At 60.4% G+C, this 22,299-nt stretch carries 25 protein-coding genes; 10 read left to right on the forward strand and 15 right to left on the reverse strand.

Translation table 11 applies throughout. From position 1 onward, the window contains the following. Positions 1 to 13: 13 nt before the first annotated feature. From ACA057_RS11970 to gbd, 6 genes are all read right to left on the reverse strand, one after another. Entirely contained in the window at positions 14 to 469 is a 456-nt protein-coding gene (locus ACA057_RS11970; protein WP_497348541.1) for a thioesterase family protein, read from the reverse strand. Between the two features lie 65 nt (positions 470 to 534). After that, positions 535 to 2,433, reverse strand: a complete 1,899-nt coding sequence (locus ACA057_RS11975) for a TRAP transporter large permease (protein WP_497348543.1) — start codon at positions 2,431 to 2,433, stop codon at positions 535 to 537. A 15-nt stretch (positions 2,434 to 2,448) separates the two neighbouring features. Further along, positions 2,449 to 3,492 carry a TRAP transporter substrate-binding protein gene (locus ACA057_RS11980; protein ID WP_497348545.1) on the reverse strand — a complete coding sequence of 348 codons (1,044 nt, stop codon included), beginning with the start codon at positions 3,490 to 3,492 and terminating at the stop codon, positions 2,449 to 2,451. 169 nt (positions 3,493 to 3,661) lie between these two features. Then, on the reverse strand, positions 3,662 to 4,867 hold the full coding sequence (locus tag ACA057_RS11985) for a CaiB/BaiF CoA transferase family protein (protein WP_497348547.1): 1,206 nt from the start codon (positions 4,865 to 4,867) through the stop codon (positions 3,662 to 3,664). A 1-nt stretch (position 4,868) separates the two neighbouring features. Then, the gene (locus ACA057_RS11990; RefSeq protein WP_497348549.1) at positions 4,869 to 5,648 is read right to left on the reverse strand and encodes an enoyl-CoA hydratase-related protein; all 780 of its coding nucleotides are present in this window, start codon (positions 5,646 to 5,648) and stop codon (positions 4,869 to 4,871) included. A gap of 75 nt (positions 5,649 to 5,723) precedes the next feature. After that, entirely contained in the window at positions 5,724 to 6,863 is a 1,140-nt protein-coding gene (gbd, locus tag ACA057_RS11995) for a 4-hydroxybutyrate dehydrogenase (protein ID WP_497348551.1), read from the reverse strand. 175 nt (positions 6,864 to 7,038) lie between these two features. Between gbd and ACA057_RS12000 the strand changes: the two genes are divergently transcribed. Both ACA057_RS12000 and ACA057_RS12005 read left to right on the forward strand, forming a co-directional pair. Further along, on the forward strand, positions 7,039 to 7,962 hold the full coding sequence (locus ACA057_RS12000) for a LysR family transcriptional regulator (RefSeq protein WP_059406013.1): 924 nt from the start codon (positions 7,039 to 7,041) through the stop codon (positions 7,960 to 7,962). A 184-nt stretch (positions 7,963 to 8,146) separates the two neighbouring features. Next, entirely contained in the window at positions 8,147 to 9,493 is a 1,347-nt protein-coding gene (locus tag ACA057_RS12005; RefSeq protein ID WP_497348554.1) for a PQQ-dependent sugar dehydrogenase, read from the forward strand. 9 nt (positions 9,494 to 9,502) lie between these two features. On the opposite strand, the gene ACA057_RS12010 is transcribed toward ACA057_RS12005, so the two are convergent. The 4 genes from ACA057_RS12010 to ACA057_RS12025 form a co-directional block, all read right to left on the reverse strand. After that, the gene (locus ACA057_RS12010) at positions 9,503 to 9,628 is read right to left on the reverse strand and encodes a hypothetical protein (RefSeq protein WP_497348555.1); all 126 of its coding nucleotides are present in this window, start codon (positions 9,626 to 9,628) and stop codon (positions 9,503 to 9,505) included. A gap of 180 nt (positions 9,629 to 9,808) precedes the next feature. Next, complete coding sequence (locus ACA057_RS12015; RefSeq protein ID WP_497348557.1) at positions 9,809 to 9,952, reverse strand: hypothetical protein; 144 nt, start codon at positions 9,950 to 9,952, stop codon at positions 9,809 to 9,811. Between the two features lie 92 nt (positions 9,953 to 10,044). Continuing rightward, positions 10,045 to 10,764: an SOS response-associated peptidase family protein gene (locus tag ACA057_RS12020; RefSeq protein ID WP_497348559.1), complete on the reverse strand. Its 720-nt coding sequence runs from the start codon at positions 10,762 to 10,764 to the stop codon at positions 10,045 to 10,047. Between the two features lie 438 nt (positions 10,765 to 11,202). Further along, positions 11,203 to 11,406: a hypothetical protein gene (locus tag ACA057_RS12025; RefSeq protein ID WP_497348561.1), complete on the reverse strand. Its 204-nt coding sequence runs from the start codon at positions 11,404 to 11,406 to the stop codon at positions 11,203 to 11,205. Between the two features lie 585 nt (positions 11,407 to 11,991). On the opposite strand from ACA057_RS12025, the gene nspC reads away from it, so the two are divergent. The 3 genes from nspC to ACA057_RS12040 all read left to right on the forward strand — a co-directional run bounded on the left by nspC (position 11,992) and on the right by ACA057_RS12040 (position 14,820). Further along, a complete protein-coding gene (nspC, locus tag ACA057_RS12030; protein ID WP_497348563.1) occupies positions 11,992 to 13,089 on the forward strand; it encodes a carboxynorspermidine decarboxylase in 1,098 nt (365 codons plus the stop codon). Between the two features lie 27 nt (positions 13,090 to 13,116). Further along, on the forward strand, positions 13,117 to 14,352 hold the full coding sequence (locus ACA057_RS12035) for a saccharopine dehydrogenase family protein (protein ID WP_059406002.1): 1,236 nt from the start codon (positions 13,117 to 13,119) through the stop codon (positions 14,350 to 14,352). A gap of 183 nt (positions 14,353 to 14,535) precedes the next feature. Further along, positions 14,536 to 14,820 (forward strand): hypothetical protein, encoded by a 285-nt coding sequence (locus tag ACA057_RS12040; RefSeq protein WP_497348565.1) that lies wholly within the window; start codon positions 14,536 to 14,538, stop codon positions 14,818 to 14,820. Positions 14,821 to 15,089: 269 nt separating this feature from the next. Here the strand turns inward: ACA057_RS12040 and ACA057_RS12045 are convergent, their stop codons facing one another. Continuing rightward, entirely contained in the window at positions 15,090 to 15,764 is a 675-nt protein-coding gene (locus ACA057_RS12045) for a polysaccharide lyase family 7 protein (RefSeq protein ID WP_497348567.1), read from the reverse strand. Between the two features lie 527 nt (positions 15,765 to 16,291). Here ACA057_RS12045 and ACA057_RS12050 point away from each other — a divergent pair. Then, a complete protein-coding gene (locus ACA057_RS12050; protein WP_497348569.1) occupies positions 16,292 to 16,486 on the forward strand; it encodes a hypothetical protein in 195 nt (64 codons plus the stop codon). Positions 16,487 to 16,504: 18 nt separating this feature from the next. Here ACA057_RS12050 and ACA057_RS12055 read toward each other — a convergent pair whose 3' ends face one another. From ACA057_RS12055 to ACA057_RS12070, 4 genes are all read right to left on the reverse strand, one after another. Continuing rightward, a complete protein-coding gene (locus tag ACA057_RS12055; protein ID WP_497348571.1) occupies positions 16,505 to 16,801 on the reverse strand; it encodes a hypothetical protein in 297 nt (98 codons plus the stop codon). A gap of 86 nt (positions 16,802 to 16,887) precedes the next feature. Then, entirely contained in the window at positions 16,888 to 17,076 is a 189-nt protein-coding gene (locus ACA057_RS12060) for a hypothetical protein (protein WP_497348573.1), read from the reverse strand. A gap of 21 nt (positions 17,077 to 17,097) precedes the next feature. Continuing rightward, complete coding sequence (locus tag ACA057_RS12065) at positions 17,098 to 17,808, reverse strand: S24 family peptidase (protein WP_497349878.1); 711 nt, start codon at positions 17,806 to 17,808, stop codon at positions 17,098 to 17,100. Positions 17,809 to 17,962: 154 nt separating this feature from the next. Next, positions 17,963 to 18,868: a LysR substrate-binding domain-containing protein gene (locus ACA057_RS12070; RefSeq protein WP_497348575.1), complete on the reverse strand. Its 906-nt coding sequence runs from the start codon at positions 18,866 to 18,868 to the stop codon at positions 17,963 to 17,965. Between the two features lie 166 nt (positions 18,869 to 19,034). Between ACA057_RS12070 and ACA057_RS12075 the strand changes: the two genes are divergently transcribed. The 4 genes from ACA057_RS12075 to ACA057_RS12090 are packed head-to-tail and all read left to right on the forward strand — an operon-like array spanning position 19,035 to position 22,230. Then, the gene (locus tag ACA057_RS12075) at positions 19,035 to 20,159 is read left to right on the forward strand and encodes an NAD(P)/FAD-dependent oxidoreductase (RefSeq protein ID WP_497348577.1); all 1,125 of its coding nucleotides are present in this window, start codon (positions 19,035 to 19,037) and stop codon (positions 20,157 to 20,159) included. Next, the gene (locus tag ACA057_RS12080; RefSeq protein WP_497348579.1) at positions 20,149 to 20,487 is read left to right on the forward strand and encodes a (2Fe-2S)-binding protein; all 339 of its coding nucleotides are present in this window, start codon (positions 20,149 to 20,151) and stop codon (positions 20,485 to 20,487) included. The genes ACA057_RS12075 and ACA057_RS12080 overlap by 11 nt, the downstream gene beginning before the upstream one ends. After that, entirely contained in the window at positions 20,480 to 21,880 is a 1,401-nt protein-coding gene (locus ACA057_RS12085) for an FAD-dependent oxidoreductase (RefSeq protein ID WP_497348581.1), read from the forward strand. The genes ACA057_RS12080 and ACA057_RS12085 overlap by 8 nt, the downstream gene beginning before the upstream one ends. Further along, positions 21,877 to 22,230, forward strand: coding sequence for a RidA family protein (locus ACA057_RS12090; protein WP_497348583.1), 354 nt, complete (start codon positions 21,877 to 21,879; stop codon positions 22,228 to 22,230). Before ACA057_RS12085 ends, ACA057_RS12090 begins: the two co-directional genes overlap by 4 nt. The last annotated feature ends 69 nt before the right edge of the window (positions 22,231 to 22,299 follow it).

Raw genomic sequence — 22,299 nt, forward strand, 5'->3', positions numbered from 1 at the left:
GTCGTCCCTTGACTCAGCGCGACGCGAATTGGGAGGGGCTGAGCACGCCGTCTTCGACTTCTCCGGCGGCGGCCGCTTCGGCCTTGGCCTGGACGCGGCTGCGCAGTTTGGCGACGTTCACCAGCACCCGGGTATGCGCCGCCGTGGCGACCAGTTCGACGTCATCGCGCACCTCGATATTGAAGGTGACGCTGCGCCCCTCGATGCGGGTGACCGTGGCAACGATGCTCACCGACATGCCCAGCAGCGTGGCGCCGACATGGCGAATATCGACCGCCGCGCCGACGGTGTTCTCGCCTTCACCGACGAAGCCGAGCAGGTAATCGAGGCAGGTCTGTTCGATGTCGTCCACCAGTCGGGGCGTGGCGTAGATGCACAAGTCCTCGCCGAGAAACGAGATGGTGCGTTCGCGGTCGACGATCAGTCGGCGCTCGGTGGCAGTACCTGCTTGAAGCGTAGAGAAATTCATAAGCAACCTCGAGGTTGAGTGCCGACAGTCGGGGCTGCGACCATCGGCGGGATGTCAAAGGGTGATCATTTGGTCGGCAGGAAACCGATAGAGATCCAAGGCACGGCGATCAACACGCCCAGCGCCACCACGAGCGCGCCGAGGTACGGCCAGACCCGGCGCATGGCGCCACTCGGATCAACCTTGGCGATGGCGCATGCGGCGTAGAAACCGACACCAAAGGGCGGTGCGAACAGGCCCAGGCCCATGGCGAAAATCGCAACCATGGCGTAGTGCACGTCGTTGATGCCCATGGCTTTGGCAATCGGAAACAGCAGTGGCCCGAACAGCACGATGGCCGGGATGCCTTCCAGAAAACTGCCGAGGAGGATGAACGCCACCGCAGAGATGATCAGGAAGCCCATCGCACCGCCCGGCACGGTCGACATCACCTGCGCCAACTGGTGCGAGAAGCCCGACTGGGTCAGCGCCCAGGCCATGGCGGTGGCGCTGCCGATGATGATCAGGATCGCGCCGGACAACGACGCGGTGCTGACCAGAATCGGGTACAGGCGTCGCCAGTCAAAGCAGCGGTAGCACAGCAAACCGACGATGAAGGTGTAAGCCACGCCGATGGCGGCAACTTCGGTGGCGGTGGCGACCCCTTCAACCACCGCGGTGCGGATCACGAAGGGCAGGGCCAGTGCCGGTATCGCGACCCACAGCGAGTGGACGATTTCCTTGCCGGTGGCGCGTTTGCCGGTGGAGGCCTCGCCTTTGCGGTTCTTCCACCAGATCACGGCGGCCATGGCAATCGCGCCGACGACGGCTGGCATGAAACCGCCGGTGAACAGCGCGGAAATCGACACGCCGGTCACCGAGCCGATGGTGATCAGCACCAGGCTCGGTGGAATGGTTTCCGACATCGCACCGGAAGCATTGAGCATCGCCACCAGTTCGTTTTCATCCTCACCGCGTTTCTTCATTTCCGGAAACAGCGCCGGCGCGATGGCGGCCATGTCGGCAGCCTTGGAACCCGAAATCCCGGAGATCAGGTAGATCGCGCCGATCAGCACATACGACAGGCCGCCCCGCACATGGCCGATCAACGAGCAGAGGAAACGGATCATCGCACGCGCCATGCCCATGGCTTCGATCAGTGCACCCAGGAACACAAACAACGGGATGGCCAGCAGAATCAGGCTCGCCATGCCTTCGTCCATGCGACCGACTACCAGCGTCAGCGGCGTGCTGGTCATGGTCGACAGATACGCCACGGTGGCCAGGCCGAACGCCACCATGATCGGCACGCCGATGACGATCATCGCCATCACGCCGATCATGAAAAACAGCACCAGGTTCCAGTTGCCCATCAGCAGCAACGTGCCTTCAGCCGCCCACAGCAACCCGGCCAGGGAAGCGAGCATCGCCACGGATACGGAGAAGTCGATCAGCCGCGCGCTGGTCAACAGCCGCGCGACACAGGTCATCAGCATCAGGCTCAGGCCGACCGCGATGGCGGACACGCGAAAGGCGTTGGGGATTTCCAGGGCGGCGGTGGTGATGATCCACTCGTCGCTGACATACTCCCAGGCCGGTGTGAACAGCAGCGCAATGAAGGTGATGACGATCACCGCGCCCAAGGTGTCGATAAAGGCACGTTTCTCCGCAGGCAAGCGCCCGATGAACGAGGTGAGCCGCATGTGCTCGCCCCGACGCATTGCCACCACCGAACCGAGCATCGCCAGCCACAGAAACAGCAGCGAGGCCAGTTCGTCACCCCAGACAATGGGCTGGTTGAGCACGTAACGGGAGAACACATTGCAGAACAGCAGCGTGACTTCAATGATCACCAGCAACGCTGCGCTGCCCTCGGTCAGCCAGCGCAGGCCAGTGTCGAGTGCGCGGCCAAGACGAAAGGTGGTGTGGTGCGGGCTGAGTCGTTCAGCGGGAGAAACATCCGTCATTGGTAGTTCGTTTTTCATGACCTTGTCTCCGGCTTAGGACAGTTGACCCGCGTACTGTTCGAGCAAGCTCCAGGCTTCCGGGCCGTACTTGTCTTTCCATTGGGTGTAGAAGCCTTTGGACTGCAGATCAGTCCTGAACAATGCACGGTCGACTTTGTTGAACGTGATGCCGTGGGCGGTCAGGGACGGCTCCAGGCTGGCGTTGAGATCGATCACTTGCTGACGCTGGACCAGCGCGGCGGCATTGATCTGCCGGGAGACGATTTCCTGAATATCGGCGGGCAGTTTCGGGAAGGTCTTGCCCGAAGCGACGATCCAGAAACCGCCCCAGATGTGGTCGGTCATCGAGCAGTACTTCTGCACTTCATAGAAGCGCGCGGACTCGACCACCACCAGCGGGTTTTCCTGGCCGTCGACGACTTTGGTCTGCAGCGCCGAGTAGGTTTCGTTGATGCTGATACCGGTCGGGGAGGCGCCCAGGGCGCTGAACATGGAGGTCCATAGCGGGCTGACCAGCACGCGCAGTTTGAACCCGGCGAGGTCTTGCGGTGTGTAGATCGGGCGCGTCGAGCTGGTGATCTGGCGGAAGCCGTTGTTCCAGACTTTCTCCATCGGGATCAGGCCGACCTTCTCGGTCTTGGCGCGCACGTGCTCGCCCAGCTTGCCGTCCAGTGCGGCCCAGACACTCTCGTAGTCCTTGAACGCGAACGGCATGCTTTCGATCGACATGGCCGGCACCAGCGTGGAGAGAATCGCGCCTGGCAATGGAATGAAATCGATCGCCCCGGCGCGCACCTGGGACAGCATGTCAGTGTCGCCGCCCATGGCGCCGTTGGCGTACACCTGCAGGTCCACGGCACCGTTGGTTTCGGCCTTGATCGCTTCCGAAGCGGCCTTCATCTGTTTGTTCAACGGATGGGTGTCGGGCAGGCTGCTGGTGTAGCGCAACACGATCGGTTTGGTGGCGGCGAAGACACTGGAAGGCAGCAGGTTAGCGGCAAATGCACCGCCGACGGTGACGCCGGCAGATACCAGGAATGATCGGCGGCTGACGGCCTCGGTCAAGATACGGCTCATGATGTTCACCTTATTGTTTTTGTAGTTGTTCTAAAAAACAGCGAATCAGTTAAGTGAACGCTGCTCTTTGTGGGAGTGAGCCTGCTCGCGATGGCGGCGTATCAGTCGATACTTATGTCGCCTGACACGACCTCATCGCGAGCAGGCTCACTCCCACAGGGGTTTTGCGTTACGCCAGTGCCACCACGGCCTGGGTTCGAATCAGTTCGTCGATTTCATCCTCCGCGTAGCCGCTTTCTTTCAGCACTTCGCGGGTGTGTTCGCCGAGCAGCGGGGCGTGTCGGCTGGTCGGCGGCGCCGCGTTGTCCATGTCGGAAAAATGAATCGGCAGGCCCATGCCGCGCACCCGGCCTTCGGTCGGGTGTTCGGTTTCAACCACCATGCCTCGGGCTTTGGTTTGTGGGTGGGCCAGCGCCGCAGCGATGTCGAGGACCGGTCCGGCAGGCAGGCCGAGACCGTCGAACAACACCATCCACTCATCGGTGGTGCGCGCGACCAGCACTTCGTTGAGGATGTCCACCAAGGCCAGGCGATGCTCCATGCGCAGCGCGTTGCTGGCGAAACGTGGATCGGCTTTCAGTTGCGGCAGAGCCAGGGCCTCGACCAGTCGCTCGTAGTTGGCCTGGTTGGCGGCGCCGATGTTGATCCAGCCGTCCGCCGTGCGGAACACCTGATACGGTGCGCTGGTGGAGTTGGCCGAACCCATTTTCGGCAGGATGGTGCCATCGGCGAAGTACGCCGCCGCAGGCCAGTACATCTGTTGCAGGCCGGCTTCGAACAACGACGTGTCGACCATCTGCCCCAGGCCGGTTTTCTGCTTGGCGGCGTACGCGGCGCAGATACCAAGGGCGGCGAGGATGCCGGAGTTGATATCTGCCACGGGCGAGCCGGCCTTGACCGGCTCACGTCCGGCTTCACCGGTCATGCTCATCATGCCGCTCATGCCTTGGGCAATCAGGTCGAAGCCGCCTTTCTCGCCGAACGGCCCGCTGCGCCCGTAACCGGAGATCGCGCAGTAAATCAGCCCTGGGTTAAGGGTTTTCAGGGTGTCATAACCCAGGCCAAATTTTTCCATGGTGCCGGCACGGTAGTTTTCCGTGACCACGTCGGCGTCCATCAACAGGCGGCGCAACACGTCGCGCCCGCCCTCGGTTTTCAGGTTCAGGCCGATGCCGCGCTTGTTGCGGTTGACCACCATGAACGAGGCGGATTCGCCGCTGGCCATGATCGGCGAGAAGCGGCGCGAATCATCACCGTCCGGGACTTTCTCGACCTTCACCACGTCGGCGCCCATGTCAGCCAACATCATTCCGCACACCGGGCCGGACATGATGTGAGCCAGTTCTACCACGCGCATTCCTGTCAGCGGTCCCATGTTATTTCCCCTTGAATTGTGGTTTGGCTTTCGCGATGAAAGCGTTCAGGCCGATCTGAAAATCTTCGGTGTCGTAGCAGGAATAACTGGCGTCGATCTGCCGGGCGGTGGGCGCAACGCCGGCTTCCAGTTGAAGGGCAGCCTGGCGATGCCAGCGGGCGACGAGGGGCGCGCCGTTGACGATGCGCTGGGCGGTGGCGAGGGTTTCCGATTCGACGTCGGCATCGGCTACGACGCGGGTCACGAGGTTTTTCACGTAGGCGTCCTGGGCGTCGAGGATGCGACCTTCGAGGAGAATCTCCAGGGTCGTCGAGCGTCCGGCCAATGCCACCAGACCGACCATTTCGTCATAGGACATGACCAGACCGAGTTTGCCGACCGGCGCACCGAAGCGGCTGGAGGTGCCGCAGATGCGCAAGTCGCACAGTGCGGCGATTTCCAGGCCACCGCCGACGCACACGCCGTGGATCATGGCGATGACCGGGTGCGGGCATTCCACCACCGCTCGCATGGCGGCTGACGTGACCTCGGCATACACGCGGGCTTGCGCCTGGTTGGCGCGCACGCTCGGGAACTCACTGACATCGGCGCCGGCGGCAAAGGCTTGTTCGCCGGCACCGCGCAACACCACGCAGCGCACGCTGGCGTCGGCGGACAGTTCAGTCATGACATCCCTCAGGTCCTGCCACATGGACAGGGTCAGGGCGTTCATTTTCCCTGGGTGACTGAGGGTGACGATGGCAATGGATTCTTGCCGTTCGATAAGGACGGTGGGCTTCATGATTGTTCCGCTGGCGTCGAATCACGTTCGACGCCGCGGCTGCCTCCTGATTTATTGTTGTTGGATAGCGGCTGTTTACAACGACTGTTCAAGCATCGACAGGTAGTCCGCGGACGAGGCTTCGCGGGGGTTGGTCTTGTGGCTGTGATCGTGCAGCGCGCCTTCGACGATGCCGGCAAACAGGCTCTCATCGACACCGATGTCACGCAGGCGGGTCGGCAGGCCCAGGCGGCGGGTCATGTCCTCGATGGCCGTGCCGATGTTCGCGCCGGCCTCAAGGCCCATGGCGTGACGCAGGCGCTCTAGCTTGCGTTCGTCTCTGACGGTGGGGGCGTTGGCGTTAAAGTCGACGACCGCCGGCAGGAAGATGGCGTTCAGCGTGCCGTGGTGCAGTTTCGGATTAATCCCGCCCAGGGCGTGGGACAAGCTGTGCACACAGCCGAGTCCTTTCTGGAAGGCCAGCGCGCCCTGCATTGACGCGCTCATCATGTTCATTCGGGCTTCGCGATCACCGGGTTCGGCGGTCGCACGCTCGATGTGTTCCCAGGCGCGCCACAGGCCGTCGAGGGCAATGCCATCGGCGGCGGGGTTGAAGGCCGGGGCCATGAACGTTTCGATGCAATGCGCGATCGCGTCCATGCCGGTGGCAGCGGTGAGCATCGGTGGCAGACCCAGGGTCAGTTCCGGGTCGCAGATGGCCACGCGAGGCACCACATAGGGTGAGATAACGCCCACCTTGCGACCATCGTCGAGGATCAGGATGGCGCCGCGACCGACTTCGCTGCCGGTGCCGGCCGTGGTCGGAATCGCAATCAGCGGCGCGGTGGCAGACGTGATGCGGTCCAGTCCGCCTTCGATCACGGCAAAGCTTTGCAGCGGGCCGTCATGGGTGGCGCAGACCGCCACGCCTTTGGCCAAATCGATCGAAGAACCACCGCCGACGGCGATGATGCCGTCGCACTCGCCGCTGCGGTATTGCGCGACGGCTTCACGGACGGCGTGTTCATTGGGGTTGGACGGGGTGGCGTCGAAAATGGACGGTGCGCGGCTGCCACCCAGGGCGGCGATGACTTTGTCGACGATGCCGGCATTGCGCACGCCGACGTCGGTGACGATCAGTGGCCGGGTAATGCCCGCACGCTCGGCCTCGGCAGCCAGATGCTGCAGGCTGTCGTAGCCGAACTGGATTTTGGTGACGTAATTGATGATGGACATGATTCACCACAAGTTATACAGGATTGTTATTGTTGCAATCGGTCTGCGGCAGGAGGGCCGTCGCGCTCTGGTCAAACCCGTTGCATTGCCTGGTTGTGGGGTGGACTATAGGGCCGTCGTGGCGAGCCTCGATACTGACAACTTTCGATACCTCTATAACTTTTAGTTAACCCTGATGACGCCCTCACTCAATTCGATCATGTCCCGCCTGCACATCAAGCAACTGCGTTTGCTGATAGCCCTGGATGAGCACGGCTCCTTGCTGGGCGCGGCCAAACAGGTGGCGCTGACCCAGCCGGGCGCCAGTAAAGCCCTGCAAGAAATTGAAACCACCTTCGGCACCTCGCTGTTCACCCGTACTAACCGCGGGCTTGAGCCAAACGATGCCGGACGCTCGGTCATCCGCTACGCCAGGCTGATCCAGACCGACCTTGCGCACCTGCGCGAAGAGATCATCGGCATCATGAGCGGCGAGGGCGGGCGCGTGTCGGTCGGCACCATCATGGGTGCGGTGCCGCTGTTGACCACCGCCATCAGCCGGGTCATTGCCGACCACCCGAAGCTGTCCATCGAGATCGTCGAAGACACCAGTGCCGCGCTGCTAAGCCAGCTCGACGCCGGGCGCCTGGACCTGGCGATCTGCCGGACCACCATCAGCACCACGCCTTACCTGTATGAAAGCTCGACCTTCGTCGAGGAAACCCTGGCGGTGATCGCCAGCACTCAACATCCGTTCGCCTATGCCAGACAGTTGTCACTGAAGGACCTGGTGGATTACCGCTGGGTCGTCTATCGCGCCAACATGCCTATGCGTCTGCTGTTGGAGCGGGAATTTCATGAGGCTGACCTGCGTTTTCCGGTACACCTGCTGGAAACCACGTCGGCCTTCGCCACCCTGTCATTGCTCCAGGAAAACCCGACCCTCGTCGCGCTGGTGTCGACCGACGTGGCGAAGTTCTGCTCCGGCTACGGCTTCACCACCACGCTGCCGCTGCCCATCACCTCGCGCAGCGAACCCTACGAACTGGTGTCGCGCAAAGGCGTGCCGGACTCGCCCGCAGCCAGGCTGTTACGCGAGGCCTTGCTCAACCCGCTTTGAACTCAGGGCCGGTCAACACGGTCGTTGGGGATAGTGCCCGGCTTTGCATGCGCGCATTCGTGCGATTCAGGCAAATTTGATTTGTGCCAGACGCGGTGTTTGAACGGAATCGACGCCGCGATACTTCGCAGTGATTTTGCCTGCCCAATAACTGGCCCACGGATGGCCATCGCGAGGTTAAACAATGACTGTATCCAACCGACTTGCGCTCTTGCTGACGACTGCCGCGTTGCTCACGGCGTGTGGTGAGTCCTCCAAACTGCCGCCTCAGGCCAGCGTCGGCCCCAGCCCTCAGTTGCCTGAACCCACGACATCGCTGATCCCCACGTTGAAAGTGTCCAAGGCCGTCGGCTGGTCGGGCAGCGACATGCCCAAGGCACCCGCCGGTTTCACGGTGACCGCCCTGGCCGAGAATCTCGACCACCCGCGTTGGGTGTACACGCTGCCCAATGGCGATGTACTCGTTGCCGAGAGCAACCACCCGCCGATGCCGGAAGGCGCGACCGACGGCGGCACCGGACCGATAGCCTGGGCAAAACGTACTGCCATGGGTTTTGTGATGGGCCGAGTCGGCGCGGACGCACCCAGCGCCAATCGCATTACCTTGTTGCGCGACGTTGACGGTGACGGCCGCGCTGAAGTGCAGAAGGTCTTCATGACCGGCCTGGCTTCGCCGTTTGGCATGGCATTGGTGGGCAATGAGCTGTTTATCGGCAATGCCGACGCCGTGGTCAAAGTGCCTTACGTCGAGGGGCAAACCGAGATCAGTGCGACGCCGGTGAAAGTCACCGATCTGCCCGCCGGCATCAATCATCACTGGACCAAGAACGTTATCGCCAACCAGGAAGGGAGCAAGCTGTACGTCACGGTGGGTTCCAACAGCAACGTCGGCGAAAACGGCCTGGAGGCGGAAGAGGGGCGTGCGGCGATTTGGGAGGTCGACGTCAAAAGCGGCAACAAGCGCCTGTTTGCCAGCGGCTTGCGCAACCCCAACGGCCTGGCCTGGAAACCGGGTTCGACGCAGTTGTGGACCGTGGTCAACGAACGCGATGAAATTGGCAGCGACCTCGTACCGGATTACCTGACGTCGGTGAAGGATGGTGCGTTCTACGGCTGGCCGTGGAGCTATTACGGCTCCCACGTCGACACCCGTGTTGAGCCGCCGCGCCCGGACATGGTCGCCAAAGCCATCGCGCCGGACTACGCACTGGGCACCCACGTTGCACCGTTGGGCCTGACGTTCTCTGATGCCCGCGGCATGCCGGCCAACTTCGCCAATGGCGTGTTCGTCGGTGAGCATGGCTCCTGGAACCGTAACCCGCAGGCGGGCTACAAGGTGGTGTTCATTCCATTCAACGATGGAAAGCCTTCAGGGTTGCCGGTGGATTTCCTCACCGGTTTCCTCAATGCCGACGGCGAAGCACAAGGCCGCCCGGTGGGGGTAACGCTGGATCAGCGCGGCGCGTTGCTGGTGGCCGATGATGTCGGGAACAAGGTTTGGCGCGTCACACCCGCCAAACCTGCCCAGTGAAGATCAAGCTTAGCGGTTGACCATTTTGGCCGGCACGAACAGCACGATAATCATCGCCGAGACAAACACGCAGATCGACACGATGACCAGCCCGCTGGTCATTGATTGCGTCAGGTCTTTAGGATCGCCAGCCACGGTGTCGAAATGGCCTGCCTGATTGGAAGGATGTCCGATATTTATGTGTCACCCCCCGTCCCTGTGGGAGCGGGCTTGCCCGCGAAAACGGTGTATCAGCCAACATCGATGTTGGATGTGAAGGCCTCATCGCGAGCAAGCCCGCTCCCACAGGATCTTCGCTGTTTGCGTGATCGTATTTCAGGCAGAAAAAACATCCTGGATCACCGCTGTGTTTTCACCTGCCCGGTTGGCGAGTTCGGCGTTGTGAACGAGCCGACACAGAACGACGACGATCATGATCGACAGTATTGGCCAGTAGAGGAAAATGGCTTTCAGGAGCATGGCGTCACCTCGTGCTTCATCTCATCGCGCATAACCTGCTGGATCAGAGTGGCCCTTGTTCATGACGGAATCGCTGTCATCGCCGACGCTGATTATCCGTTGTTCACGAAACCTCCACCCGCAACCCTGATTTCACTGATCGGCTCAATCAGCTCGGCCCCCTGGTTGCGCACATTGCCCACCGCCCGGTCGACCTTGAACCACTCGAACGCTTCGCTCGGCTCACCCTGGAACAGCACCAGCTGTTCGGCGCGTTGCTCGGGTGTCGCCGGATCCAGCCATTCGCGGCCTAGTTCCGAGGAGAGCGCCACCGGACGACGGTCATGGATGTCCACCATGCCGCCCGCACTGTCGGCGGTGATGATGACGAAGCCGTCATGCTCGCCCGGCTCATGCCCGGCGGTGGGGTATTGGCCAATCGCGGCACACAGGATCGGCGCCCGGTCGCGTCTGCGGATCAAGTAGGGCTGTTTTTTCGGTCCGCCTTCATCGACCCATTCAAACCAGTTGTCGATTGCGACGATCGCCCGGTTCGGCCAGATCGCTTTGAAGAATGGGCCGTGGGCGACTTTCTCGACCCTGGCATTGATGGGCGCGGCTCGGTCCTTGGCCCAGTGCGGCCGCCATCCCCAGCGCACATTGTCGGCGTGCAGCACGTTGCCTTCCTGGTGGAAGAGGGCGAGCTGCGTCGTCGGCGCCGCGTTGTAGCGCTCGAATGGCTGGTCACCGACGTGATTGATCAGCGCGTCGGGAATGCTCAGCACTGCCACGAAGTCGTGAATGCCTCGGTACTGTGAAAGTCTCCCGCACATGGCCAGATCCTCACCTTGAATGTTCAGCGTAGATCATCAGGCGGCTGTTTGGACGGCTGGAACGCCTGGCGCTGCTGGCCATTGAACTGTGGGGAGCCAAATACGTCCAAGCACTACGCGCAGTTCTGCGCGAAGTGTTCAATTTTCTGAAAACGTGCCCAAGGCCGGGAGAAGGTGATGGGGAGGCGCAGGATGATCAAATTTCTGGCGGCTTACCTGTCCGTCTGCTGCCTTCTTGGATGGGGCGTGGCCCAGGCATCACCGTGGATTGCCTCTCATCTTCTGCTGAAGTGGATGATGTAGCGGCGCCTATACGCAACGACACTTCGCCAATCACCCCTTCAATAAACGCCAGAGTTGACGCCCTGTGTGCGAATCAACTCCGACGACTCCGACCGTTGCCTTGAGGGCGATGGGTGGACACTCAAATAAACGCGATCAGATCAAGTAGCCAACGGCCTGACCGAGGTGGTTGTCCTGCGCGCCGGCGATGAGGTGCAGTGGCATGTGTTGCGCATCAATGGAGGGGACTTCCAGGCTGCCTACAACGTGCAGGTGGCGCTCCTTCAGTTCGGCCGACTCTTCTGCCTTTGCCATAACCATTCTCGCGTGATTCGCTGCGATTTCATTGAGCGTTGACACGTTACATCTCCCCGGTGACTGACCAAGCGTATCGCTGGAGTCCTTAAGCGTTAATTGAGTGCCGCCGCGTCAGAATTACGTCGTTCCGGGGCTGGCAGGAGCGTCCCGTGCAATCCTTAAGCCAGACATACGCGGGTATTGGGCGCCAGGTTTTCGTAGGCGACGAATGGTGATTCGGGGCACTTACTGAACAATAAAACACTTTCGTGTCCGTCCGGTGACAGGCCTGTCGGGCTCAATGTTAGTTTTGTTCAGCCTTGTGTTCAGGACACTTGGCGCGGCGCTGGGTAAAGTCAGTATCGCTTGCCCGGCCAGGTGTGTTTCAGATGGATTCTGAATGGCCAGCAACTGGTCAGGGTGGGCACCCGGTTTCTATTTATAGTGGTGTAATCCTTCCTGCTGAAAGCATTCTGCTTTCTGCCCCCGCGAAGCCTTGGCATCCACGCCATCAGGCGCGTCGCGCTCAACCTGGCAGCAACGCAAGGCGTAGACTCGGCAAACTGTGCGTTCTGCTCTTTCGATATGGAGCAAGTGAAGGCACAATGCGCATCCTTTTTTGGCTGGCCTTGCCGGAGGCGCCTCGAAATGATCAAAACGCCGTACTACCTCATCGATAAACAGAAGCTGCTGGTCAATCTGAAAAAGATTGCCTATGTGCGCGAACAGTCCGGGGCCAAGGCCCTGCTGGCACTCAAGTGCTTCGCCACCTGGTCGGTGTTCGACCTGATGCAGCAATACATGGACGGCACCACGTCGTCGTCGCTCTATGAGCTCAAGCTCGGTCGACAGAAGTTCGCGGGCGAAACTCACGCCTACAGCGTGGCCTGGGCCGACGATGAAATCGAAGAGATGCTCGCCAACTGCGACAAGATCATCTTCAACTCCATCGGCCAGTTGCAGCGCTACACCGACGCTTCAGCAGGCAAGGTGCGGGGTCTGCGAGTCAATCCGCAGGTCAGCAGCTCCGATTACCTGCTGGCCGACCCGGCGCGGCCGTTCAGCCGTCTGGGCGAGTGGGACCCGGAGAAGATCGAGCAGGTCATCGAGCAGATCTCTGGCTTCATGTTCCACAACAACTGCGAGAACGACGACTTCGGTCTGTTTGACCAGATGCTGTGCACCATCGAAGAGCGTTTCGGTCATCTGCTGCACAAGGTCGAGTGGGTCAGCCTCGGCGGCGGCATTCACTTCACCGGTGACGGCTACGCGCTCGACGCTTTTTGCGCGCGGCTCAAGGCTTTCTCGCAGAAGTACGGCGTGCAGGTCTACCTGGAGCCGGGCGAAGCGGCCATCACCCAAAGCGCGTCGCTGGAAGTTACCGTGCTCGACACCCTCTACAACGGCAAGCACCTGGCCGTCGTCGACAGCTCCATCGAAGCGCACATGCTCGATCTGCTGATCTATCGCCTGAACGCCAAGCTGGCGCCCAGCGAGGGCGAACACACCTACATGGTCTGCGGCAAATCCTGCCTGGCCGGTGACATTTTCGGTGAGTATCAATTCAACCGTCCACTGGCCATCGGCGACCGGCTGTCGTTCGTCGACGCGGCGGGTTACACCATGGTCAAGAAGAATTGGTTCAATGGCTTGAAAATGCCGTCCATCGTAGTGAAACAACTCGATGGTAGTGTCGAGGTGGTTCGCGAGTTCGGTTACAACGACTACATGACCAGCCTTTCGTAAGCTGGCTAAGAAGGAGAGAGAGAAAAATTGAAGAAGAACGTACTTATCATTGGTGCAGGAGGTGTCGCCAAGGTGGTGGCCCACAAGTGCGCGCAGCACAACGACGAACTCGGTCGTATTGCTATCGCGTCGCGCAACATCTCCAAATGCCAGGCCATCATCGACAGCGTCAAGGCCAAGGGTAGCCTCAAGCAGCCCGCTGAGATCAAAGCCTTCTCGCTGAATGCTCTGGACGTCGAGGCGACCAAAGCCCTGATCCGCGAAACCGAATCGCAGATCGTCATCAACGTCGGCTCTGCCTTCCTCAACATGTCGGTGCTGCGTGCCTGCATCGATACCGGCGCGGCCTACCTGGACACTGCTATTCACGAAGAGCCGGGCAAAATCTGCGAGACGCCGCCCTGGTACGGCAACTACGAGTGGAATCACCTCGAGGAATGCCAGCAGAAGAACATCACCGCCATTCTCGGCGTGGGCTTCGACCCCGGCGTGGTCAATGCCTATGCAGCACTGGCGAAGCAAGAGTATTTCGACAGCATTGATTCGATCGACATTCTCGACGTCAATGCCGGTTCCCATGGCAAGTATTTCGCCACCAATTTCGACCCGGAAATCAATTTCCGCGAGTTCACCGGACAGGTGTGGAGCTGGCAGAACAGCCAGTGGACCAGCAACACCATGTTCGAAGTCAAACGCACCGACGACCTGCCGGTTGTCGGTTCGCAGAACCTGTACCTGACCGGCCACGATGAAGTGCACTCCCTGTCGAAGAACCTCGGCGTGCCCAACGTGCGGTTCTGGATGAGCTTCGGCGAGCACTACATCAATGTGTTCACCGTACTCAAGAACCTCGGCCTGCTCTCCGAGCAACCGGTCAAGACTGCCGAAGGCCTGGAAGTCGTGCCGCTGAAAGTGGTCAAGGCCGTGCTGCCTGACCCAGGCTCGCTGGCACCTGGCTACACCGGCAAGACCTGCATCGGCGACCTGGTCAAGGGCACCAAGGATGGCCAGCCGCGCGAAGTCTTCATCTACAACGTGGCCGACCACGAAGAAGCCTACGCAGAAACCGACAGCCAGGGCATTTCCTACACCGCAGGCGTGCCACCCGTAGCGGCAGCCCTGTTGGTCGCCCGAGGCGAGTGGGACGTGCAACGCATGGTCAACGTCGAGGAGTTGCCGGCCGAGCCGTTCCTCAAGGCGCTGGACGTGATGGGCCTGCCGACCCGTATCAAGGACGAGAATGGAGATCGTCCCTGGAGCTGAAACGCCTGAGGCTCGCATTTATGAGCCTCATTGCTCGCTCCAAACGCAAAAGCGCCGCTCATTTGAGCGGCGTTTTGGTTTGTGCGTAGAGGGCAGATTTTGGCGCAGGTGGTGAATGCATTTGCCGGTGGTCGGCCATTTGGAATTACTGATGCTGGCCGAACTCCACTACCCGAGGGACAGATGTTTCTCGATAGCGGTGAAATCCGCCCCGAGGCAAATGCAATGACGTCGTTCGAAGAGTTCAGAACTACATCGCACAAGCTTCTGATAGAGCTGGACGCGGCGACCACCAAAATGATGATGCTGGTGTCCGCTAAAGAGGTCTCAGGGCCTCTTTGGGATGACGCTACGCTCCGCCATCATGATGCCGTTGAGGCATGGCACGCCTTTCTCAACCTGCGAACCGGCGCCGAAGCCGGTCCATTGGATGCCCGAGCGCCTATAAAACCTCTCGCCCGGGATTAGAAAAAAGGTATTTCCCAAGCCTATATAGCCGAGGCAAAAGGTTATTAGACTTGCAGGGCCTACTTTGTTAAAAAATAAGTGCATGGCTGCGTTCAGTACGCCAATGCATCCCCATTCGTTGAATGGAAATCGCCCAACATTGAGCTGGGCAACGATCAATGAGCCTGATTGCCGATACAGGGACTGGTAATTGCGACTTTGGCCAACTGCTCGCGCACTTGCATTGGGCTCATTGATCCCCTTCGTTTTCTGCCTTGATCCTGGCTATATCAACCGTGAGTGATGGACAGATCGCTGATGAAGCAGACTGAGCTGTCTTGCGGCTCAGTGGTTTCGGAGTAATCAATCTGGTTGTACACGCCGCCGTGGAAGGCGAGGGTCTTGGTGTCCCAGGTGTTGTCGAGCCGCATGATTGCGGACGTGGATTGAGCGCCGTTACAGCTCGCCGATACGGATACGGCACCGCTCGAATTGGCGTGAATGTTGATTTTGAACAGCGCGCCGAGCGGCACGTTTTCCAGCACCGTCGAGTTGACCGGGTCGTCCTGCAGGTAACTCGACCGGAACCCCATGGTGATTTTGCCTTTGTTCCAGAACACCTTGACCGGAGGTCGTTCTGAACCCTTCACATGAATCTGGGCGATCACCACCTTCTGCAACGAGTTGACTTTGGTCAGCCGCATTTCCTGGCGGTTCCAGTGGTTTGCGGCGCTGGAGAACAGCCAATACCCCGGCTCCTTCCATTCGCAACGGGTGCGTTTCGTACTCTTGCTCGACGCTCCGAGGGTGGGCGCCGTCATCTGCAGCGATCCGTCAGGCTGCATCGATACGATGTCGGGACATTCGACCAGTGCCCGCCAACCGATGAGTTCAAGTGCAATCGGGTTGGTGTCGGAGATTGGAAGCGGGGTGGCGATGGTGAAGTTAGTGATGTCTACAGTCATGGTGTGTGCCTCATTCCATTGATGTTGCCGTTGCTCGATTGAGCCCTTCGTTTGATGCAGGCCTACATCCCACTGCCCACTCGATGAATGGGCAGAAGCGATGATTTCCGGTGAGGCGCGACTGGTGGGTCTCTCGGGCGATGGAATTAACATAACCTTCAGGTAACTTATTGCGCAATACCTGCTGGTAATTAAAGTTGCATTTATGCATAAAAAGGCCCGTTCCAGGCTTTAGTGAAGGCTTGATTTGGTGTGTATATCCGTTATTTGGGTTGTGGCCGCTATGGGTCGTCGCGCAGGGGGGGGCGCCCATCCGCCAAGCTTTTCTTCAGTAAACAGCATCTCGCTCAAGGCACGCATCAAATGCAGATGGATCAGCTTGAAGGGTCCATACTGTTGTTTTGTGGCGTACTGCCACCATTGGTCGGCGCAGCCTGTCATTGCGCTGAACGCTTTCAACGGCTTGGCCTCTACCGACTGGACGACAATTAGGGGGTTCGATGAGAGAAGCGCAAAGAAGGTTGGCTATGACCGCCTGGCGGAAGCTTTTTACGCTGCCCGAAACCAACATCGACGCCGAGGACAGGTACTTCCGGCTATTGAGGGCGGCCGACGATATGGAGCGCGCCGACCTGATCAGCAGTGACGAGTGGCGCAAGCTCGTCCAGCAGGCCGGCGTTGCGCTTGCCAACACGTCGGAGTGCATGGGTGGGGCCGGGTAGCAAAAACTAAAATGACACCTAGCTACCGGTGCCGGAGCCGCCCTGTTTTTTTCCGTCTTCCGTCGTCGAGGTGTTCGAAGAACCCGCGTCTTTCTCCAGTGTTTGCGAATCGGCGCCGGAGTTTGAGCCAGACGCTTCCTCGCCTTTTTTACTGGCCTTGTCCTCGTTGGATTCAGATCCCTGCGCCTGGTTGAGCCCAGGAAGCGCCGCGGGCGGAACGGCCTCTCCTGAAGTCGTTTTCTCGGCAGCCAGCGCGCCAATCGAACAGGTCGACAGAAGCCCGGCAAGTGTTAGCACTGCGATAGGGATGTTCATTTTTGAGCCTTCCGCGCAAGGGATGTACAGCATTGGAAGGCAGGGGAGAGCGAGCGTGCTGGGCGCCTGACGAGCGGCAGTGTGTTTCAGCCTGCCATGGCAATTCTCAGCGCAACCGCCGCCTCAAGCAGCTTATTCGCCTGGTTCGAGACCGCCGTCGCCAAGACATCATTTCCTGAATCTTTCAGCATCCCCGCCAAATCGAGCAGCTTGCCAACCTCGATCTCGACGACACGAACCGATTCGGTTATCTGGTATTGCAGTGAGTGCGCCATGCCATTAACCCTCGTTCCAGATCAGCGCGAGTACATCGCCCACCAGAACACGTGCCCGATGATCGATAGTTGCTGCTCTTGAAGGTGGGCGAAGGTGTAGTCCTCGTCCGGGTGTTCGTCACGATTGAAGCTACGCAGCCGAATACCGCTGGGCAGGCGATAGAGCTGCTTCACGCGGAGCTGGCCATTGTGATTGATCGCGTACATGTCGCCGTCGATGATGTCGCCCAGCGAGTTCTTGCCGACGTTCACACCCACCGTGGCGCCGTCGCGCAGGACGGGCAGCATGCTGTTGCCGCTCACCGCCACGCATTTCGCGTTGTTGAACTGCACGTTGTTGTGGCGCAGGTCTTTCTTGAAGAAACGCAGCCGCGAACTGCTGCTTTCGGTGATCGCAAATCGGCCGGAGCCCGCTGCCAACTCCACTTCCTGGAGAAAAGGCACGTAGACCTCATCGTCATCGAGCGGGGTGTTGTCATCCCAGGTCTCGATAGCGGACAGTCGAAAGGACGGGTTGAGGGTTGAGCCGGCGACGTCCGCAGCCATTCCCGCCGTGTCGAGCCGATAACGGTCCAGGCCGAGGGCCTGCTCGATTTCCCGAGCGAAGTCCTCGCCGATGTTTTTCCGGCTCGATGCGGGCATCGAGGTCGAAAGGCAGCGAGAAATGTAATTTGCGCTTTTACCGAGGGCATCAGCCAGGCGCGCCTGCTTTCCCTCGAAGTGCTGCTTCATGAGCGACCGCAAGTTTTCGCGGCGAATATCTGAAATTTCCATCGGCAAATCATCCCTTCCTGTTACCAAAAGGTAAATCCCCTAACGGTATTTTTAAGCGTTACCTGTTGGTAAATATCCGAGCGCCATGCGCTTCATCGGTGAAATGCGGTCTCTAGAACCGATACTCCGCCGGAACCTCCCGCGCGATGAAGTGCTGCATGTGTTCGAGAAAGCGGGTTTGCAGTTTCGATGCCGGTCCTTGCACCGGCAGCAGCATGCTGAAGTCCATTTCGATGGCCGGTTCGAACGCTCTGAACACGATGCCATCGCTTCGGTACTCGACCGCGCTGATGGCATCGACCAGCGCTATCCCCAGCCCTTGTTCGACGAACGCGCACATCGGCAGCGACAACTGGGTCTCCAGGCGCAATTCACGCTCCACCCCATGAGCGGCAAATATCGCGTCGATGTGTTGCCGCGAACCGATGGAGTGTGGATAGGAAATAAACGCCTCGCCCCGCAAGTCTTCCGGACGGATCGTGGTCTTTTCTTGCAGGCGATGGTTCGCCGGCAGTGCGCACAGCATCCGTGTGGCCAGGAGTTTTTCCGCGCGCGGGCTGGGGTAGGTGTTGGGCAGGACGATGATGCCCAGGTCGCAGCGCTGGCCGACCACCAGGTCCACGACTTCGCGCGATGAATGCACCACCAGCGAAATCTGCACTTGATCATGTTCGGCCATGAACGCAGCGATGGCTCGCGGTAGAAACGACAACCCCATGGCCGGCGCGCAGGCAATGTGCAACGAGCCGCGTTTCAGGCTGCGGATGTCTTGTGCCGTTCGGGCAATGCGCTCGACACCCACCAGTGAACGTTGCACTTCCTGATACAGCGTCAGGGCCTCGGGGGTGGGTTGCAGTCGGCCTTTGATCCGGTCGAACAAGTTGAAACCGATGTCCTCCTCAAGGCTGGCAATCAGCCGCGTCGCAGCCGGTTGCGAGATGTGCAGCATCTCGGCGGCACGGGTCACTGTCTGGCCAAGAATCACGGCGCGAAAAGCTTCCAGCTGACGGAGGTTCATGGCGGTATCCCTTCGAAAAATCCATAACAAAAAGACATGGGCTTGCCAAAATAAAGCATTTTTCAACGCGATGGCAGCTGTCTAGGCTCTTCGTTATCAAGATTATCGGTTGCAGAGTCTGCGCTGTAGCTGACTCTTCAGCATTGAAAGAGCGATCGCCTGACTTATGCAAAAAACTGATGTAGTGATCGTTGGTGGTGGTTTGGTCGGCCTGTCGATTGCCTACGGGATGGCCATGCTGGGTCGCCGGGTCAGCGTCCTGGATGAGGGTGACAATGCCTTTCGGGCGGCGCGCGGCAACTTCGGTTTGTTGTGGGTTCAGGGCAAGGGCTACGGGATGAGTCCCTATGCGCAATGGACCCGCGAATCGGTGGCGCTGTGGCCTCGGTTCGCCGCGTACTTGCAGGCCGACACCGGCATCAACCTCCATTTGCGCCAGGCGGGCGGATTCCAGTTGTGCCTGAGTGACGAAGAGATGGCTGAAGAAAGTCGCCGTCTGCATTGGCTGCACGAAGCCATGGACGGTGATTATCCGTTCGAGCTGCTGGATCCGGGACAACTGCGCGCCCGCTTGCCGGGCGTCGGGCCGACGGTCGTCGGCGGCTGTTACTCGCCCATGGACGGTCATGTCAATCCGTTGAAATTATTGCGTGCCCTGTACGCCGCCTGCCGGATGCGTGGGGTCAACATCATCAACGGTCACCGGGTCAGTGCCATTGGTCAGCGCTCCTCGGGCTTCGAGTTGCAGGCCGGCGATCAGCGCTGGTTCGCCGATCAAATCGTGCTGGCGGCCGGACTCGGTAATGCCGAGCTCGGCGCGCAGTTGGGCATGAACGTGCCGGTGCGTCCCAATCGTGGGCAGATCCTGATCACCGAGCGACTCAAACCTTTCCTGCATTACCCCACCACCTACGTGCGGCAGACCGACGAAGGTACGGTCCAGTTGGGCGATTCTCATGAGTCGCTGGGTTATGACGATGGCACCAGCGGTGAAGTGATGGCCACCATCGCCCGACGCGCCGTGCAGTGTTTTCCGCTGTTGGGGCAGGTACGGCTGGTTCGGGCCTGGGGTGCGTTGCGGGTGCTGAGCGCCGATGGTTTTCCCATTTATGAAGCGTCGCAGGGCTGCCCGGGCGCTTTTGTGGTCAGTTGCCACAGCGGCGTGACGCTGGCGGCGATCCACGCCTTGCGTCTGGCGCCATGGATTGGCAGTGAGTTCGACGATTGGGCTGTGAAGCCTTTCAGCCTGCAGCGTTTCAGTCCCGAGCAGGAGGTGCGTCATGCCGGCTGACCACTTGTTCCGGGCGCTGGGGCCTGCGCAAAACACCGTGCAGATTGAATTCGAAGGCGCGGCATTGTCGGTGCCAGCGGGCGTGTCCCTGGCCGCTGCGTTGCTGGTCAGCGGCGTCACGCACACCCGCGAAAGCGCCGTCAGCGGCCGGCCCGGCGCACCCTATTGCATGATGGGCGTGTGCTTCGAATGCCTGGTCGAGGTCGACGGGCAAGCCAATTGCCAGGCGTGCCTGCTGCCGGTCCGAGCGGGCATGCGTGTACTCAGGCAACGCGGCGCTCGCGACTTCCTGGCCGTTGACCCAGGCGAGGACAGCGCTGATGAATGATCGAACAGTCGACCTGATTGTGATCGGCGCCGGCCCGGCGGGCATGAGCGCGACGCTTGAGGCCAGACGACATGGGCTTTCGGTGGTGGTGCTGGACGAACAGGCCAGCCCCGGCGGGCAAATCTATCGCAACATCCAGCAGGCCGATGCGCGCAGCCGCCGCGTGCTGGGCGACGACTATGAAGCGGGTGCGGCGCTCGCGACACAATTCCAGCAGTGCGGAGCCCGTTACCTGGCCAACGCGGCGATCTGGCAGGTGACACCGCAGCGCCACGTGCATTACCTGATCGATGGCCGTGCCGAAGTCTTGCAAGGGCGGCATGTCTTGATTGCCACCGGTGCGTTCGAACGACCGATGCCTGTTCCCGGCTGGACCCTGCCCGGTGTCATGACGGCCGGGGCAGGGCAGATCCTCCTGAAAAGCGCCGCGCTGGTGCCGCAAGGGCCTGTGGTGCTGGCCGGCTGTGGCCCGTTGTTGTACCTGCTCGCGGTGCAATACCTGCGTGCCGGCATTGCGATCAACGCGCTGGTGGACACAAGCGGGCGGGGCGATCTGCTGCGGGCCTGGCGCAAACTCCCAGGCGCATGGCGTGGCTGGCGTGACTTACTCAAGGGTGTGCGTTTACTGGTCGAATTGAAACGCGCCGGGGTCAGGCATTTTCGTGATGCCCGGGATCTGCGGATCGAAGGCTCGACACACGCTAGCGCCTTGAGTTTCGACAGTAACGGTCGTCGCCGGACACTTCCCGCCTCCCTGATTCTGTTGCACCAAGGCGTCGTGCCCAATACGCAGATCAGTTGGTCGTTGCGACTCGAACACGACTGGAGCGAACAGCAACTGTGCTGGATTGTCCGTCGCGACAGCTGGGGTGAAACCAGTCTGCCGGGGATATTTGTCGCGGGTGACGGTGGTGCTATCGGCGGTGCTCAGGTGGCGTTGCTGGAAGGTCGCCTGGCCGGGTTGGCGATTGCCGCCAGGTCGGGAAAAGTCGATGCGCAACCGTTGCGGCCACTCGCCGCCGTTTATCGAAAATCGCTGCGTCGCCAGCGTGCGGCGCGGTCACTGATCGATGCGTTGTACCGCCCGCAACAGCAAAACCGCATCCCCGCCGACGACGTCATCGTCTGTCGTTGCGAAGACGTCAGCGCCGGTGAAATTCGCCAGCATGTCGAACTGGGCTGCCTGGGACCCAATCAGACCAAGGCGTTCAGTCGCTGCGGCATGGGGCCTTGTCAGGGCCGTCTGTGTGGGTTGAGTGTCACTGAAATCATTGCCGAACATCGCCAGGTACCTGCCGCAGAGGTCGGTTACTACCGCATCCGGTCGCCGCTGAAACCCATCACCCTTGCCCAATTGTCCACTGAGACACCTCTCACCCAGGAGCATTTATGAGCCGTATTCAACGCATCGAAAGCAACCCACGCCTGAGTCGCAGCGTCGTGCATAACGGCGTGGCCTGGCTCAGCGGCATTGTCGCCGCCGATTGCAGCCAGGACATCCGGGGTCAGACGCGCCAGGTGCTGCAACGGGTTGATGAATTGTTGGAGGCGTCTGGCAGTGACAAGAGCCGACTGCTCAGTGTGCAGATCTGGATGAAAGACATGGGCGCCGATTTCGCCGGCATGAATGACACCTGGAGCGCCTGGGTCGATGCCGGGCAGACGCCTGCCCGGGCGACGGCTCAAGTGATGTTCGATGATCCGCAGATTCTGCTGGAGTTGATCGTCACCGCCGCCGTCTGACCGATCCTGTTGTCACCGCTGCGCTCGCTCGAGTCTTGCGCAGCGAGGAGCAGACGGCCGACAGAGCCG

Source organism: Pseudomonas sp. LBUM1661, from assembly GCF_059695925.1.

Excerpts from the sequence above, each read along its gene's own strand:
- ACA057_RS11970 (WP_497348541.1), bottom strand. The coding sequence starts at position 469 with ATGAATTTCTCTACGCTTCAAGCAGGTACTGCCACCGAGCGCCGACTG.
- ACA057_RS11975 (WP_497348543.1), bottom strand. The coding sequence starts at position 2,433 with ATGAAAAACGAACTACCAATGACGGATGTTTCTCCCGCTGAACGACTC.
- ACA057_RS11980 (WP_497348545.1), bottom strand. The coding sequence starts at position 3,492 with ATGAGCCGTATCTTGACCGAGGCCGTCAGCCGCCGATCATTCCTGGTA.
- ACA057_RS11985 (WP_497348547.1), bottom strand. The coding sequence starts at position 4,867 with ATGGGACCGCTGACAGGAATGCGCGTGGTAGAACTGGCTCACATCATG.
- ACA057_RS11990 (WP_497348549.1), bottom strand. The coding sequence starts at position 5,648 with ATGAAGCCCACCGTCCTTATCGAACGGCAAGAATCCATTGCCATCGTC.
- gbd (WP_497348551.1), bottom strand. The coding sequence starts at position 6,863 with ATGTCCATCATCAATTACGTCACCAAAATCCAGTTCGGCTACGACAGC.
- ACA057_RS12000 (WP_059406013.1), top strand. The coding sequence starts at position 7,039 with ATGACGCCCTCACTCAATTCGATCATGTCCCGCCTGCACATCAAGCAA.
- ACA057_RS12005 (WP_497348554.1), top strand. The coding sequence starts at position 8,147 with ATGACTGTATCCAACCGACTTGCGCTCTTGCTGACGACTGCCGCGTTG.
- ACA057_RS12015 (WP_497348557.1), bottom strand. The coding sequence starts at position 9,952 with ATGCTCCTGAAAGCCATTTTCCTCTACTGGCCAATACTGTCGATCATG.
- ACA057_RS12020 (WP_497348559.1), bottom strand. The coding sequence starts at position 10,764 with ATGTGCGGGAGACTTTCACAGTACCGAGGCATTCACGACTTCGTGGCA.
- nspC (WP_497348563.1), top strand. The coding sequence starts at position 11,992 with ATGATCAAAACGCCGTACTACCTCATCGATAAACAGAAGCTGCTGGTC.
- ACA057_RS12040 (WP_497348565.1), top strand. The coding sequence starts at position 14,536 with ATGTTTCTCGATAGCGGTGAAATCCGCCCCGAGGCAAATGCAATGACG.
- ACA057_RS12045 (WP_497348567.1), bottom strand. The coding sequence starts at position 15,764 with ATGACTGTAGACATCACTAACTTCACCATCGCCACCCCGCTTCCAATC.
- ACA057_RS12050 (WP_497348569.1), top strand. The coding sequence starts at position 16,292 with ATGACCGCCTGGCGGAAGCTTTTTACGCTGCCCGAAACCAACATCGAC.
- ACA057_RS12055 (WP_497348571.1), bottom strand. The coding sequence starts at position 16,801 with ATGAACATCCCTATCGCAGTGCTAACACTTGCCGGGCTTCTGTCGACC.
- ACA057_RS12060 (WP_497348573.1), bottom strand. The coding sequence starts at position 17,076 with ATGGCGCACTCACTGCAATACCAGATAACCGAATCGGTTCGTGTCGTC.
- ACA057_RS12065 (WP_497349878.1), bottom strand. The coding sequence starts at position 17,808 with ATGAAGCAGCACTTCGAGGGAAAGCAGGCGCGCCTGGCTGATGCCCTC.
- ACA057_RS12070 (WP_497348575.1), bottom strand. The coding sequence starts at position 18,868 with ATGAACCTCCGTCAGCTGGAAGCTTTTCGCGCCGTGATTCTTGGCCAG.
- ACA057_RS12075 (WP_497348577.1), top strand. The coding sequence starts at position 19,035 with ATGCAAAAAACTGATGTAGTGATCGTTGGTGGTGGTTTGGTCGGCCTG.
- ACA057_RS12080 (WP_497348579.1), top strand. The coding sequence starts at position 20,149 with ATGCCGGCTGACCACTTGTTCCGGGCGCTGGGGCCTGCGCAAAACACC.
- ACA057_RS12085 (WP_497348581.1), top strand. The coding sequence starts at position 20,480 with ATGAATGATCGAACAGTCGACCTGATTGTGATCGGCGCCGGCCCGGCG.
- ACA057_RS12090 (WP_497348583.1), top strand. The coding sequence starts at position 21,877 with ATGAGCCGTATTCAACGCATCGAAAGCAACCCACGCCTGAGTCGCAGC.